This is a genomic window from Pseudomonas sp. EA_35y_Pfl2_R5, from assembly GCF_963970805.1.
Taxonomy (GTDB): Bacteria; Pseudomonadota; Gammaproteobacteria; order Pseudomonadales; family Pseudomonadaceae; genus Aquipseudomonas.
Genome location: NZ_CAXAOW010000005.1, coordinates 181,341 through 195,654, shown reverse-complemented (window position 1 = coordinate 195,654; position 14,314 = coordinate 181,341). Strand labels below are relative to the sequence as shown.

Here is a 14,314-nt window from a genome sequence, read left to right as displayed (position 1 = left end):
CATAACTCCAGGGGGAGCGAGCCGTTGTCCGATATTCACCTTGATAGCGCAGTATTGGCGGCTTTGCAGGACGTCATGGAGGATGAATATCCGGTGCTGCTGGATACCTTTCTGGTCGATTCCGAAGAGCGCTTGCTGGTATTGCGCCAGGCTGAGCGGGCGGCTGATGCGCAAAGCTTGCGTCTGGCGGCGCACAGCTTTAAAGGCAGCTGCAGCAATATGGGCGCACTGATGTTGGCTGGGTTGTGCAAGCAGCTGGAGGAGGCCGGACGGCGCGAGCAGCTGGAGCAGGCCCCTGAGTTGGTCGAGCAGATCGAGCGTGAGTTTGCCATCGTGCGCATCCTGCTCAAGTCCGAGCGTCAGCGTTATCGGCACTAGCTTTGCTGTTGCTATCTCCCGATGTTGCTGTATTTCACCCCGCTGAATCTGCTTGCCAACAAGTTGGCCCGCGCCTTGCAAAACTCCCCGCACGACCAACCCCGAACGGAGAGTATCCATGTCCGTTGCCCCCGATCTGCTGCTTAAGTCGGCTCCTGAAGTAAAGCCCAGGGCTGCTGCATCAAAACCGCCGGAAAAACCCGCGCAACCCAATAGAAATGAGGCTTCCAGCTTCTCTCAGGTGTACGCCAAGGAGCGTCAGGCCAAGGCGGCTGAGCGCAGTGATGCGCCTGCTAAGCCTGCGCGTGAGAGCAAGGTAGACAAAGAAGATCCGCAAGATGCACAGGCGCTGGCTGCCGCAGGGCAGGCGGAGGTTGCCGATAGCGGCAAGCCTTTGCCGACGGATCCGGCAAGCGACGGTGCGGTGCTTGATCCGCTGTTGTTGCTCGGCATAACCGGCGAGCTGCCTGTGGAGGGGGTTGAGGAACTGGTGCCAGACACAGAGCCTGCGCCACTGCTGGTCACTACAGGCAGCTTGACCAGTTCAGGCCCCGCGAGCATGACCGAGGCCAGCTTCGATGCTGAGCTGGACTCGCTCAACCAACTGCCGGCGGTACGCATGGCTTTGGAAATGGGTGCGAAAGAAAAGCTGCAGGCCGATCAGGCGGTAGCTCCCTCAGCGCAAGCGCAAAACATTAGTCAGAGCCTGCTGGCCAGCCAGGTGGTGCAGGACGAAGTGCCGGTAGAGGGTGATGCACTGGAACTGCCGGAGCTACAGCTCGAAGCCCTCACCGGCAAAGGCCTTGAAGCGCTGAAGGAAGGTACGGCGAATAACACGCCGGAGAACTTTGTGAGCAAGCTCAATGCCCTGAGCCAGGCCATTGGGCAACAGATCCCATTGTCGGCGCGCGCGCCGGTGGTGGTTGGGCAGCCGGTGCCCATGCAGCAGGGTGGTTGGAGTGAGGCGGTGGTGGATCGGGTGATGGTGATGTCCAGCCAGAACCTCAAATCCGCCGAGATTCAGCTCGACCCAGCCGAACTGGGCCGTCTGGAGGTGCGTATCAGCGTCAATCAGGAGCAGAGCCAGGTCACCTTCGCCAGCCCGCATGCCGGAGTGCGTGAAGCGCTGGATGCGCAGATGCACCGTCTGCGTGAACTGTTCGCTCAGCAGGGCATGAACCAGCTGGACGTGAGCGTCTCCGATCAGTCGCTCAGTCGCGGCTGGCAGGGGCAGGAAGGTGAGGGAGGCAAAGGTCGCGGTGGCTCCTCCAGTGAATTGCTCGGTGCGGATGAGGAATTGCATGCGAGTACTGTCGAATCGGCTCGCGCGGCGTCTGTGAGCGCCCGTGGCTTGGTTGATTACTACGCCTAAGCATCCAATCAAAGGCTAGCGGGTAGAGTCATGTAAGGTGCTACGAGTAACAGCCTTCGGCTGGCCAGGCAGGTAAGGAGCGGTGTGTCGGACTCTACCAGGGCACTACTCGTTTCACTCGCGCTTCGGGCCATGCTGAAGCGCGTTAGCCGAAAGCGCCTTGCCGATCCTGCTTTTAGCGCGGCTAGGCTGACGCGCAGCTGGCTTTGATAGGCTTCTGACGTGCTTGCTGCTGTAGTTGCATGGCCCACTGATCTAAACTGCATTTCGCCCGGCTCCCATTGCGTGGGAGGCGGGCGACTTTGTTTGGGGCGTGCGTATATCTGATGCCTTGGTCGCATCACTCTCAGGTGCTGGGCCGCCGTAGTGAGCAGGTTTGTTGACACACTGGCATAACACTTGCTCTTAACCCTTTGAAAACGGATAAAACTCCGAATAGCGACGGATTATTGGCATGGCTAAGAAAGAAGCAGCACCCGCACCGGCAAATGCCGAGGCGAAACCAGCCGGCAAAATGAAGCTGATCATTATCATCGTTATTGCTGTGCTGCTGGCTGTGGGCCTTTCCGTGGGAGGCACTTGGTTCTTTCTGAGCAAGAAGGATGCGGGTGCTGATGAGGCCAAGGCAGAAGCCAGTGCCGAGCCTGCGGTGCCAGTCAAGCAGGCGGCAATCTATGAGGAACTGTCGCCGGCCTTCGTGGTGAACTTCAACCATCAGGGCCGTGCCCGCTACATGCAGGTCAGCGTGGCCCTGATGACCCGTGATCAGGCGGCCTTGGATGCGCTCAAAGTACATATGCCGGTGTTGCGTAATCGCCTGGTCATGCTGTTCTCCGGTCAGGACTTTGCGTCCTTGATCACCCCGGTGGGCAAGGAAATGCTGCGTCAGCAGGCGACCGCCAGCGTGCAGGAACTGGCCGAGAAAGAGACCGGCAAGGTCACGGTCGAGCAAGTGTTGTTCACCAACCTCGTGTTGCAGTAATCAGGAGCCGTATATGGCTGTGCAAGACCTGCTTTCCCAGGATGAGATCGATGCCCTGCTGCATGGCGTTGATGACGGCTTGGTTGAGACCGAGGACGAAGCCGAACCGGGAAGCGTCAAACAATATGACCTGACCAGCCAGGACCGAATTGTTCGTGGGCGTATGCCGACGCTTGAGATGATCAACGAGCGTTTCGCCCGCTATACCCGCATCAGCATGTTCAACCTGCTGCGCCGTTCCGCCGATGTGGCGGTGGGCGGCGTGCAGGTGATGAAGTTTGGTGAATATGTGCATTCGCTGTACGTACCAACCAGCCTCAATCTGGTGAAAATGAAGCCGCTGCGTGGCACGGGCCTGTTTATCCTCGATGCCAAGCTGGTGTTCAAATTGGTGGACAACTTCTTTGGCGGTGATGGCCGCCACGCCAAGATCGAGGGGCGTGAATTCACCCCTACCGAGTTGCGAGTGGTGCGCATGGTGCTGGATCAGGCTTTTATCGACATGAAAGAAGCCTGGCATGCGGTCATGGATATCAACTTCGAGTACGTCAACTCGGAAGTAAACCCGGCTTTGGCCAACATCGTCAGTCCCAGTGAAGTGATTGTGGTTTCCACCTTCCATATCGAACTCGACGGTGGCGGTGGTGACCTGCACGTGACCATGCCGTATTCGATGATCGAGCCGATTCGCGAAATGCTCGACGCCGGTTTCCAGTCGGATGTCGATGACCAGGATGAACGTTGGATCAAGGCCCTGCGTGAGGACATTCTGGGCGTTAGCGTGCCGCTAAGTGCCACCGTGGCACGACGTCAGCTCAAATTGCGCGACATATTGCACATGCAGCCGGGTGATGTGATCCCCGTCGAGTTGCCAGAAAATATGGTGCTCTGTGCTAACGGCGTACCTTCATTCAAGGTCAAGTTAGGGGCCCACAAAGGCAACTTGGCGCTGCAGGTGCTCGATCCGATCGAGCGCTTGCGCTAACTGTTAACCCAATTCAACGCCAGCCGAGGAAGAACGATGGCAGACGAAAATGACACTGTAGACGAAGGCGAAGAAGCATCCTCCCCTGAGGAGCAGGCGCTTGCCGATGAGTGGGCGGCTGCCTTGTCCGAGTCCGGTGATGCTGGGCAGGATGATATCGATGCCATGCTGGCTGCCAGTGATGCAGCGCCTGCACCGCCGCGGGCGCCGATGGAAGAGTTCAGCAGTGCGCCGAAGATGAACCTGCCGGTTAACCTGGATGGGCCGAATCTGGATGTGATTCTGGATATCCCGGTGTCGATCTCCATGGAAGTCGGTAGTACCGATATCACCATTCGTAACCTGCTGCAGCTTAACCAAGGCTCGGTCGTTGAACTGGATCGCCTAGCCGGCGAACCATTGGACGTGCTGGTCAATGGCACCCTGATTGCTCACGGCGAAGTGGTGGTGGTGAACGAGAAGTTCGGCATTCGCCTGACCGACGTGATCAGCCCAAGTGAACGTATCAAGAAGCTGCGCTAACCATGCATAGAACCCTGCTGCTGGGCTTGGTTTTACCCTTTGCTGCACTGGCTGCCGAGCCGGCAGCGCAAACTGCTGTACCCCTTGCCGGAACGGGCATGGGCGGGCAGCTTGTGCAGTTGTTGCTAGGCCTGTTGCTGGTGATTGGCTTGATCTTTCTGCTGGCTTGGTTGATGCGCCGGGTGCAACAGATCGTGCCGCGTGGCGGCCAGGTGATCAAAGTGGTGGCAACCCAGGCTTTGGGGCCGCGTGACCGTCTGGTGCTGGTGCAGGTGGGCGGCGAGCAGGTGTTGCTGGGGCTGACGCCTGGCACCATTACATCGCTACATGTGCTGAAAGAACCGGTGCATTTACCGGACGCCGAACCAGCCTCGACCGAGTTTGCCCAGCGTCTAATGGAGCTGTTGGGCAAGGACCAGAAGGACAAGTCCTGATGCTGCGTTTGTTACTGGTACTGGTTTTCAGTCTGTGCGCTTCTCTGGCGTTCGCCGCCGATACGCCAACTGCCAGCACCTTGATTCAGTCGGGCAGCAATCCGCTGTCGATCCCGGCCATTACCCTGAGTACTGATGCGCAGGGCCAGCAAGAGTATTCGGTCAGCCTGCAGATTTTGCTGATCATGACCGCGCTGAGCTTTATTCCAGCGTTCGTCATGCTGATGACCAGCTTTACCCGGATCATCATCGTTTTCTCGATTCTGCGTCAGGCCTTGGGCCTGCAGCAGACGCCGTCGAACCAGATTCTAGTAGGGCTGGCGCTGTTTTTGACCATGTTTATCATGGCGCCGGTATTCGATCAGATTAACCGCGAGGCGTTGCAGCCCTATCTGAACGAGCAACTGCCGGCGCAGGACGCGATCCTCAAGGCCGAAGGCCCGATCAAGAATTTTATGCTGTCGCAGACCCGTGAAAGCGATCTGGAATTGTTTGTGCGACTGTCCAAGCGCACCGATATCGCAACCCCGGAAGATGCGCCGCTGACCATTCTGGTGCCGGCCTTTGTTACCTCCGAACTGAAAACGGCCTTTCAAATCGGCTTTATGATCTTTATCCCGTTCCTGATCATCGACTTGGTGGTGGCCAGTATTCTGATGGCGATGGGGATGATGATGCTTTCGCCGCTGATTATTTCCCTGCCGTTCAAGATCATGTTGTTTGTCCTGATTGATGGTTGGGCGCTGATCATGGGCACTCTGGCCGCCAGCTTCGGAGGCACTTAGCCATGACCCCCGAGATAGCCGTTGACCTGCTGCGTGGCGCTCTATGGCTGACAGCCATGATTGTCGCGATTCTGGTAGTCCCGAGCCTGATGGTGGGGCTGCTGGTGGCGATGTTTCAGGCCGCGACGCAGATCAACGAGCAGACCTTGAGTTTTCTGCCGCGCCTGCTGGTGATTCTCCTCACCCTGATCGTTGCCGGCCCCTGGCTGGTGCGTCAGCTGATGGAGTACACCGAGACCTTGATCATGAATATTCCGCTGTTGATCGGCTGACATGCTCGAGCTAAGCAATGAGCAGATCGGCGCTTGGGTAGGCAGCTTCCTGCTGCCGTTGTTTCGCATTGCTGCGCTGCTGATGTTTATGCCGATCATCGGTACCCAGCTCGTGTCGGCGCGGGTGCGCCTGTACCTGGCGTTGGCCATCTGTCTGGCGATCATGCCGACCCTGCCACCGATGCCGGTGGTTGATGCGATCAGCGTGCAGGCGTTTATCTGGATTGCTCAGGAAATCCTGATTGGCATGATGCTCGGCTTTGTTCTGCAGCTGCTCTTCCAGGTTTTTGCAATTGCCGGGCAAATCGTCGCCATGCAGATGGGGTTGGGCTTTGCTTCCATGGTCGATCCGGCCAACGGTATTTCGGTGCCGGTGATTGGCCAGGTATTTATGATTCTGGTCACCCTGCTGTTTCTCGCCATGAACGCCCACCTGGTGGTGTTTGAAGTGCTGACCGAAAGCTTTTTCACCTTGCCGGTCGGCAGTGGCTTTCTGGTGGATAGCTACTGGGAAATAGCCAATAAGCTGAGCTGGGTGTTGGGCGCAGCCTTGCTGTTGGTATTGCCGGCGATTACCGCGTTGTTGGTGGTTAACCTGGCATTCGGGGTCATGACCCGCGCCGCGCCGCAGTTGAATATCTTCTCCATCGGCTTCCCCCTGACCTTGGTGTTGGGCCTGGTAATCGTCTGGATCGGTATGGCCGATATTCTTGCGCAATACCAGGTGTTTGCCACTGAGGCCTTGCAGTTCTTGCGTGAAATGGCGCGGGCGAGCTAGGGGGCTGTTCCCATTTCATTCGCGGAGCGCGTTGTCGCGGGAAATGCCCCCGGTTAGGCGCAGGACGCAGGTAATGGTCGCTCCCTTGCCAAGTCCTGCAACAACAGCGGGGGCATTTCCCGCGCAACCCGAAGGGCCCGATCTGTTTTTGTGCGATGCTGCGTTTCTCGATGCTTATTTGGAATGACCAAACCGCGCATCTCGTGCCTTGCCCCGCGCAAAAACAGGTTCCGGCGCGACCGTGAATGAAATGGGAACAGACCCCCTATGGCCGAATCCGAGAGCGGTGCCGATAAAAGTGAGGAGCCCACGGAGAAACGCCTACGCGAATCCCGTGAGAAGGGCCAGATTGCCCGTTCCAAAGAGCTCAATACCCTGGCAGTGACTCTCGGCGGCTTTGGCGGCATGCTGGCTTTTGGCGGCAATATGGGCAACGCCATGCTCGACATCATGCGTGGCAACTTCTCGCTATCCCGCGACGTGATCATGGATGAGCGCAGCATGGGATTGTGGTTCGCGGCTTCCGGTCAGATCGCCCTGGAGGCCTTGTTTCCGCTGTTTATCTTGCTGCTGATTGTGTCAGTCGCGGGGCCGATTTCTCTGGGGGGGTGGATATTCTCTGCCGAAGCCATGGCGCCCAAACTGAGCCGGATGAACCCCCTGGCGGGGCTCAAGCGGATGTTTTCCGTGCAGGCACTGGTCGAACTGCTCAAGGCCTTGGCCAAGTTCATTCTGATTCTGCTGGTGGGGATCGCGGTACTGTCGGCCTGGCAGGACGATTTGCTGGCGATTGTTCATGAGCCGATTGATTCGGCCATTCTGCATGCCGCAACCGTGGTGGGCTGGAGCGCCCTATGGATGTCTTGCGGATTGATTCTGATTGCCGCCGTGGATGTGCCATTTCAGCTTTGGAGCAGCAAGCAGAAGCTGATGATGACCAAGCAGGAAGTGCGCGACGAGTACAAGGATAGCGAGGGTAAGCCCGAGGTCAAGCAGCGTATTCGTCAGCTGCAGCGGGAAATGGCCGAGCGGCGCATGATGCAGTCGGTGCCCGATGCCGACGTGGTCATTACCAACCCGACGCACTTTGCCGTGGCCTTGAAGTACGACCCGGCCAAGGGCAGTGCGCCAGTGCTGCTGGCCAAGGGTGGTGATTTCACTGCATTGAAGATTCGCGAAATCGCCAATGAGCACAAGGTCATGGTGTTGGAATCGCCCGCTTTGGCCCGAGCGGTGTTCTATTCCACCGAGCTGGATCAGGAAATTCCTGCCGGCTTGTATCTGGCCATTGCCCAGGTGCTGGCTTATGTCTACCAGCTGCGCCAGTACCAGGCAGGCAAGGGCAAGCGGCCTACGCCGCTCACGGATCTGCCGATCCCTTCGGATCTGCGTCGCGACGAGTGAACGGCTGCAGTCGGGTGTCTGCTGATCGGTAGGCGTTTATTCGATCACGCCACACGCCACGCGCGCGCCACCGCCGCCCAGAGGATTGGGGTGGTCGGCATGGTTGTCGCCGCCGGCATGCACCATCAGCGACAGGCCTTTCAGCTCCCCGAGGCTCTTGATGCGAGGCGCCAGCACGGGTTGGCTGGCCTTGCCATCAGTCGTGACCAGCAGGGCAGGTAGATCGCCAAGATGGCCGTCACCCCAGGGCAGGTCGTGTTTGCCGGTGCCCTGTGGGTCCCAGTGACCGCCAGCGGCTTGCGCCGCCGACGGTTGGCCATCCTTGGGGGCGGGGTCGCAACTGGGCTTGCCGTGGACATGGAAACCATGCGCGCCGGGCTCAAGGTCGTGCAGTTGCGGAGTGAATACCACGCCATAAGGGCTTTCGCTGATACGGACGGTGCCGACCGAGGCGCCCTGGCCTTTGGCGTCCACGGCCTTGAGTTCGACCGAGAGGTCGGCAGCTTGCAGGCTGGCGGCGCAGCAGCCGGCCAGTGCGGCGATCATCCATCGTTTCATCTGTAACTCCTGAGTAGCTGTCGAGAAAGGTGCGGCGGGCAAGGCCATCCGTACTTTGCTGGGACTGACGTTTGCTGCTGAGGTTCGTTATTTTCATGGCGCTGGCGTGGGTTGCCTTGAATATTCGCCCTGACGCTCGCTCGCCCCTCGCGTCAGGCAGGGCGCCAGGCCAGTGATTTCGGGGCTTCGGCAAAACTGGAGAGTTTTTTGCAAACACTGGCATGACGATGCCATTGGGCGTCAAAAGATTGAATTGGCTGGGGTAGTGGTGTGGCAATAGATCGCTCGCAAATGATCGGTGACGTGCGCAGCAACCTGTCGGGGTTGAAGCAGGGCAACCTGGGCATTCCGCTGATGCTGCTGGTCATGCTCGGCATGGTCATGTTGCCGATTCCGCCGTTTCTCCTCGATGTGCTGTTCACCTTCAGTATTGCCCTGTCGATCGTCGTGTTGCTGGTGGCGATTTATGCCTTGCGCCCGCTGGATTTCGCTGTATTCCCGACCATCCTGCTGGCGGCAACTTTGTTGCGCTTGGCGCTTAACGTGGCCTCCACGCGGGTGGTGTTGCTCAACGGCCAGGATGGCCATGACGCCGCCGGTAAGGTGATTCAAGCCTTCGGTGAGGTGGTGATCGGCGGCAACTACGTGGTCGGTATCGTGGTGTTCGCCATCTTGATGATTATCAACTTCGTGGTGGTGACCAAGGGCGCCGGGCGCATCTCCGAAGTCAGCGCGCGTTTTACCTTGGATGCCATGCCCGGCAAGCAGATGGCCATCGACGCCGACTTGAACGCCGGCCTGATCGATCAGGCTGAAGCCAAGAAACGCCGCGGCGAAGTGTCCCAAGAGGCTGACTTTTACGGTTCGATGGACGGTGCCAGTAAGTTTGTCCGCGGCGATGCGATTGCCGGCTTGCTGATTCTGTTTATCAACCTGATCGGCGGCATTGCCATCGGCATCTTTCAGCATGACCTGAGTTTCGTCGACGCGGGGCGCATCTACACCTTGCTGACCATCGGCGACGGCCTGGTGGCGCAGATTCCTTCGCTGCTGCTGTCGACTGCTGCGGCGATCATGGTGACCCGGGTTTCCAGCTCGGAAGACATGGGCGCCCAAGTCAATCGGCAGATGTTCGCCTCCCCTCGTGCGCTGGCCGTAACGGCAGCGGTAATGATCGCCATGGGCCTGGTGCCCGGCATGCCGCATTTCTCCTTTATCAGCCTGGGCTTGGTGGCTGCCGGCGCCGCGTACTGGATTGCCAACAAGCAGCGCGCAACCAAGGAGAACGAGATCAAGGAAGTGCAGCGTCAGCAGGAGTTGTTGCCAGCGCAGAAGGCTCAGGAGGTCAAAGAGCTGGGTTGGGATGACGTCACCCCGGTGGATATGGTCGGCCTGGAAGTGGGTTACCGCCTGATTCCGCTGGTCGATCGCAATCAGGGTGGCCAGTTGCTGGCGCGGATCAAGGGGGTGCGCAAGAAGCTCTCCCAGGAGATGGGTTTTCTTATGCCCTCGGTGCATATCCGCGACAACCTTGATCTGCAGCCCAATGCTTATCGCCTGACTTTAATGGGCGTCAGCGTAGCCGAGGCTGAGGTGTATCCGGACCGCGAATTGGCGATTAATCCCGGCCAGGTGTTCGGCCCGCTCAACGGCATCACCGCCAAAGACCCGGCATTTGGCCTGGAGGCGGTGTGGATCGACCCGACTCAGCGCGATCAGGCGCAGTCCCTCGGCTACACCGTGGTTGACGCCAGCACCGTGGTTGCCACACATCTCAATCAAGTGCTGCACAAGCATGCTCACGAGCTGCTCGGCCATGAGGAAGTGCAGCAGTTGATGCAGTTGTTGGCCAAGAGCTCGCCCAAGCTGGCTGAAGAGCTGGTGCCAGGAATGATTTCTCTGTCGACCTTGCTCAAGGTGTTGCAGAGTTTGTTGCAGGAGCAGGTGCCGGTGCGCGATATCCGCACCATCGCCGAGGCCATCGCCAATGTCGCGGTGAAGAGTCAAGATCCCGCCGCGATGGTGGCTGCGGTACGTGTCGCGTTGGCCCGCGCAATCGTGCAAAGCATTGTGGGACTAGAGCTGGAGCTGCCTGTGATCACCTTGGAACCCAGGTTGGAACAGATATTGCTCAACAGTATTCAGAAAGCCGGTCAAGGCTCCGAGGAGGGCATCCTCCTGGAGCCTGGCATGGCCGAGAAGCTGCAGCGTTCCCTGGTGGAAGCGGCGCAGCGCCAGGAGATGCTCGGCAAGCCAGTGATTTTGCTGGTGGCCGGTCCGGTCCGGGCGATGCTCTCGCGATTCGCGCGGCTGGCGGTTCCGAGTATCCATGTATTGGCATACCAGGAAATTCCGGATAACAAGCAGGTCACCATCGTTGCGACGGTGGGGCAGAACTAACCGAGGTTACAGGCCATGCAGGTCAAACGCTTTTTCGCCGCCGATATGCGAACCGCCATGAAGCTGGTGCGTGATGAGTTGGGTGCCGATGCCTCGATCATTGGCAATCGTCGGGTAGCCGGCGGTGTCGAACTGACCGCCGCGCTGGATTATCAGGTGCCTGCCGCACCGGCTCGCCAGCCCAACCCGGCGCTGGAAGCCGAGTTGCGCAAGACTCAGGCAAAAATCGCTACGGCCCAGGCTGAGCTGAGCACCCGCACCCAGGTCGATGCTGGCAAGGACCGCCAGCTGTTTGGCGCAGCCGACAGCCTGCCTGCTGATAGCTTGGCTGCCGTAATGCGTAAATCGCAGGCGGCGCCTGCTGCGGCCACCGATCAGCGCGCGCTGGATGCCATGCGTTTCGAACTGCACGGCCTGCGCGAATTGATTGAAGTGCAGCTGGGCTCCATTGCCTGGGGCCAATTGCAGACCCGCCGCCCGCAGCAGGCCAATTTGTGGCGTCGCCTGCAGCGCATGGGGCTGTCGGCCGAATTGTCGAAGGCGCTGCTGGAGCGTGTCAGCGGCGTGAACGAACCTCGTCAGGCCTGGCGCATGTTGCTCGCGCACCTGGCTCATGCAATCAAAACGCCGAAGCAGGAACCGATGGATGAGGGCGGTGTGATCGCTTTGGTGGGGCCGGCCGGCATGGGCAAGACCACCACCCTGGCCAAGCTGGCCGCGCGCTACGTGCTCAAGTACGGCGCGCAGCATATTGCCCTGGTCAGCCTGGACAGCTACCGCATTGGTGCTCAGGAGCAACTCAAGACGCTGGGGCGCATTCTCAATGTCCCAGTGACCTTGGTTGACCCCGGTCAGTCATTGACCCAGGCTTTGGCCCCATTGGCACGTAAGCGTGTGGTATTGATCGATACTGCAGGCTTACCCGCTAATGATCCGGCCCTGCGCATGCAACTGGAAACGCTGGCCAGCCGTGGTGTCAACGCTAAAAATTATCTGGTAATGGCGGCCACCAGCCAGAGTCAAGTCCTGAAAGCCGCCTACCATAGTTATAAGCGCTGCGGTTTGTCTGGCTGCATCCTGACCAAGGCGGATGAAGCGACGAGTCTGGGTGAGGTTTTAGGACTGGCTATTAGCCAGCGTCTACCGGTAGCCTATCTTACTGATGGGCCACGCATTCCCGATGATTTGCAGGTTCCGCGCAGTCATCAATTGGTTAGTCGGGCCGTGGGGCTGCAGGCCAATCAAGATCCAAGCGAGGATACGATGGCGGAGATGTTTGCCGGCCTTTACCAGCAACCTGCACGACGCGTGAGTTAAGTGCCATGCTGTTGGAATTGAACCGCGCTTAGCCGACCAAGTGGCTCCAGTCGAAGTTAGACAAGGTGTGTAGAAATATGGGTATGCATCCCGTACAGGTGATTGCGGTGACCGGCGGCAAAGGTGGCGTCGGTAAGACCAATGTGTCGGTGAACCTGGCGTTGGCCCTGGCTGATCTTGGTCGCCGGGTGATGCTGATGGACGCCGACCTGGGCTTGGCCAACGTCGATGTGCTGCTTGGTCTGAGCGCCAAGCGCACCCTGGAAGACGTCATCAGTGGTGAATGTGAACTGCGCGATGTGCTGTTGCAGGGCCCCGGTGGCGTTCGCATCGTGCCGGCTGCGTCTGGCATTCAGAGCATGGTGCAGCTGTCGCCCATGCAGCATGCTGGGCTGATCCAGGCGTTCAGCGATATCAGTGACAACCTCGATGTGCTGATTATCGACACCGCCGCCGGTATCGGTGATGGCGTGGTCAGCTTCGTGCGCGCGGCTCAGGAAGTGCTGGTGGTGGTGTGTGATGAGCCAACGTCGATTACTGACGCCTATGCGCTGATCAAACTGCTTAACCGCGATCACGGCATGAATCGTTTCCGCGTATTGGCCAACATGGCTCACAGCCCGCAGGAAGGTCGTAACCTCTTTGCTAAGCTGACTAAAGTCACTGACCGCTTTCTCGACGTTGCCCTGCAGTACGTAGGTGCAGTTCCTTATGACGAGTCAGTGCGCAAGGCCGTGCAGAAACAGCGTGCGGTTTATGAAGCCTTCCCGCGTTCGAAGTGCGCGCTGGCGTTCAAGGCGATAGCCCAAAAAGTCGATGCCTGGCCATTACCGGCCAATCCGCGTGGTCATTTGGAGTTTTTCGTTGAGCGTCTGGTGCAGCAACCGATCGCAGACACGGCCATATGACAGCAGCTTCTGGACTTCGTATGTATAGCAAGGCGCAGGCGCAGGATTCCCAACATCAATTGATCGAGCGCTACGCGCCCTTGGTCAAACGCATCGCCTACCACCTGTTGGCGCGCTTGCCGGCTAATGTGCAGGTCGACGACTTGATCCAGGCTGGGATGATCGGCTTGCTCGAAGCGTCAAAAAAATACGACTCCAGTAAAGGTGCCAGCTTTGAGACCTTCGCCGGTATTCGCATTCGCGGCTCCATGCTTGATGAAGTGCGTAAAGGGGACTGGGCCCCACGCTCAGTGCATCGCAATAGCCGCATGGTCAGCGACGCGATTAGAAAAATTGAGGCCAGAACCGGCAGAGACGCTAAAGATCAAGAGGTTGCGGCCGAACTCCAATTGAGTCTCGAGGATTACTACGGCATTCTTGGCGACACTTTAGGCAGCCGCCTGTTCAGCTTTGACGACCTTTTGCAGGACGGCGAGCACGGTGGGCTGGGTGAAGACGCTGGCAGCAACCATCTCGAACCTTCTCGTGATCTGGAAGATGAACGCTTTCAGGCGGCCTTGGCAGATGCCATTGCCAACCTGCCGGAGCGCGAGCGCCTAGTGTTAGCGCTATATTACGATGAAGAATTGAATCTTAAAGAGATCGGTGAGGTGTTGGGGGTTAGCGAATCACGTGTAAGCCAACTACACAGTCAGTGTGCCGCTCGTTTACGCGCTCGTTTGGGCGAGTGGCGCGCACATTGAGTTTACTCGCTAACGCTAGGCCGGTTTCACGATTAAAAGCGTACACAGGGTGCTGGGTGCGTTTGGGACTGTACGGAGGTCGACTTGGACAAGAACATGAAAATCCTCATCGTTGATGACTTTTCAACGATGCGACGGATCATCAAGAACCTCCTGCGTGACTTGGGGTTCACCAACACAGCGGAAGCCGATGATGGCGTGACCGCGCTGCCCATGCTGCAGAGCGGCAGTTTCGATTTTCTGGTGACGGACTGGAACATGCCCGGTATGACGGGTATCGACCTGCTGCGTGCAGTGCGTGCGGATGAGCGCCTGAAAACTCTGCCGGTGTTGATGGTAACCGCTGAGGCCAAGCGCGATCAGATCATCGAAGCAGCCCAGGCTGGTGTTAACGGTTATGTAGTCAAGCCGTTCACTGCCCAGGTACTGAAAGAGAAGATTGAAAAAATCTTCGAACGCGTCAACGGCTGATGTCT

16 protein-coding genes are annotated in these 14,314 nt (G+C 58.6%); 15 read left to right on the top strand and 1 reads right to left on the bottom strand.

All coding sequences use genetic code 11. From position 1 onward, the window contains the following. The first annotated feature begins 24 nt into the window (after window positions 1–24). From AACX99_RS12225 to flhB, 10 genes are all read left to right on the top strand, one after another. On the top strand, window positions 25–378 hold the full coding sequence (locus AACX99_RS12225; RefSeq protein WP_339412131.1) for an Hpt domain-containing protein: 354 nt from the start codon (window positions 25–27) through the stop codon (window positions 376–378). Between the two features lie 118 nt (window positions 379–496). Then, on the top strand, window positions 497–1,750 hold the full coding sequence (locus tag AACX99_RS12220; protein WP_339412129.1) for a flagellar hook-length control protein FliK: 1,254 nt from the start codon (window positions 497–499) through the stop codon (window positions 1,748–1,750). A 454-nt stretch (window positions 1,751–2,204) separates the two neighbouring features. Next, window positions 2,205–2,732, top strand: coding sequence for a flagellar basal body-associated protein FliL (gene fliL / locus AACX99_RS12215; RefSeq protein ID WP_339412127.1), 528 nt, complete (start codon window positions 2,205–2,207; stop codon window positions 2,730–2,732). A gap of 13 nt (window positions 2,733–2,745) precedes the next feature. Continuing rightward, on the top strand, window positions 2,746–3,717 hold the full coding sequence (gene fliM / locus AACX99_RS12210; protein ID WP_339412125.1) for a flagellar motor switch protein FliM: 972 nt from the start codon (window positions 2,746–2,748) through the stop codon (window positions 3,715–3,717). 36 nt (window positions 3,718–3,753) lie between these two features. Further along, window positions 3,754–4,239 carry a flagellar motor switch protein FliN gene (gene fliN, locus AACX99_RS12205; RefSeq protein WP_160015354.1) on the top strand — a complete coding sequence of 162 codons (486 nt, stop codon included), beginning with the start codon at window positions 3,754–3,756 and terminating at the stop codon, window positions 4,237–4,239. Between the two features lie 2 nt (window positions 4,240–4,241). Further along, window positions 4,242–4,673 carry a flagellar biosynthetic protein FliO gene (fliO, locus tag AACX99_RS12200; RefSeq protein ID WP_339412121.1) on the top strand — a complete coding sequence of 144 codons (432 nt, stop codon included), beginning with the start codon at window positions 4,242–4,244 and terminating at the stop codon, window positions 4,671–4,673. Next, the gene (fliP, locus tag AACX99_RS12195; protein WP_339412119.1) at window positions 4,673–5,458 is read left to right on the top strand and encodes a flagellar type III secretion system pore protein FliP; all 786 of its coding nucleotides are present in this window, start codon (window positions 4,673–4,675) and stop codon (window positions 5,456–5,458) included. Before fliO ends, fliP begins: the two co-directional genes overlap by 1 nt. A 2-nt stretch (window positions 5,459–5,460) precedes the next feature. After that, the gene (fliQ, locus tag AACX99_RS12190; protein WP_339412118.1) at window positions 5,461–5,730 is read left to right on the top strand and encodes a flagellar biosynthesis protein FliQ; all 270 of its coding nucleotides are present in this window, start codon (window positions 5,461–5,463) and stop codon (window positions 5,728–5,730) included. Between the two features lies 1 nt (window position 5,731). Continuing rightward, a complete protein-coding gene (gene fliR / locus AACX99_RS12185) occupies window positions 5,732–6,508 on the top strand; it encodes a flagellar biosynthetic protein FliR (RefSeq protein WP_339412116.1) in 777 nt (258 codons plus the stop codon). Between the two features lie 267 nt (window positions 6,509–6,775). After that, window positions 6,776–7,912, top strand: a complete 1,137-nt coding sequence (gene flhB, locus AACX99_RS12180) for a flagellar biosynthesis protein FlhB (RefSeq protein WP_339412114.1) — start codon at window positions 6,776–6,778, stop codon at window positions 7,910–7,912. 36 nt (window positions 7,913–7,948) lie between these two features. Here the strand turns inward: flhB and sodC are convergent, their stop codons facing one another. Beyond that, window positions 7,949–8,470: a superoxide dismutase [Cu-Zn] SodC gene (gene sodC / locus AACX99_RS12175; protein WP_339412112.1), complete on the bottom strand. Its 522-nt coding sequence runs from the start codon at window positions 8,468–8,470 to the stop codon at window positions 7,949–7,951. Window positions 8,471–8,746: 276 nt separating this feature from the next. On the opposite strand from sodC, the gene flhA reads away from it, so the two are divergent. The 5 genes from flhA to AACX99_RS12150 all read left to right on the top strand — a co-directional run bounded on the left by flhA (window position 8,747) and on the right by AACX99_RS12150 (window position 14,309). Next, complete coding sequence (flhA, locus tag AACX99_RS12170; RefSeq protein WP_339412230.1) at window positions 8,747–10,870, top strand: flagellar biosynthesis protein FlhA; 2,124 nt, start codon at window positions 8,747–8,749, stop codon at window positions 10,868–10,870. 15 nt (window positions 10,871–10,885) lie between these two features. Next, entirely contained in the window at window positions 10,886–12,187 is a 1,302-nt protein-coding gene (gene flhF / locus AACX99_RS12165; RefSeq protein WP_339412111.1) for a flagellar biosynthesis protein FlhF, read from the top strand. Between the two features lie 77 nt (window positions 12,188–12,264). Further along, window positions 12,265–13,095: a flagellar synthesis regulator FleN gene (gene fleN / locus AACX99_RS12160; protein WP_339412109.1), complete on the top strand. Its 831-nt coding sequence runs from the start codon at window positions 12,265–12,267 to the stop codon at window positions 13,093–13,095. After that, the gene (gene fliA, locus AACX99_RS12155) at window positions 13,092–13,838 is read left to right on the top strand and encodes an RNA polymerase sigma factor FliA (protein ID WP_167145311.1); all 747 of its coding nucleotides are present in this window, start codon (window positions 13,092–13,094) and stop codon (window positions 13,836–13,838) included. Before fleN ends, fliA begins: the two co-directional genes overlap by 4 nt. Window positions 13,839–13,934: 96 nt before the next feature. After that, entirely contained in the window at window positions 13,935–14,309 is a 375-nt protein-coding gene (locus AACX99_RS12150; RefSeq protein ID WP_178091816.1) for a chemotaxis response regulator CheY, read from the top strand. Window positions 14,310–14,314: the final 5 nt, after the last annotated feature.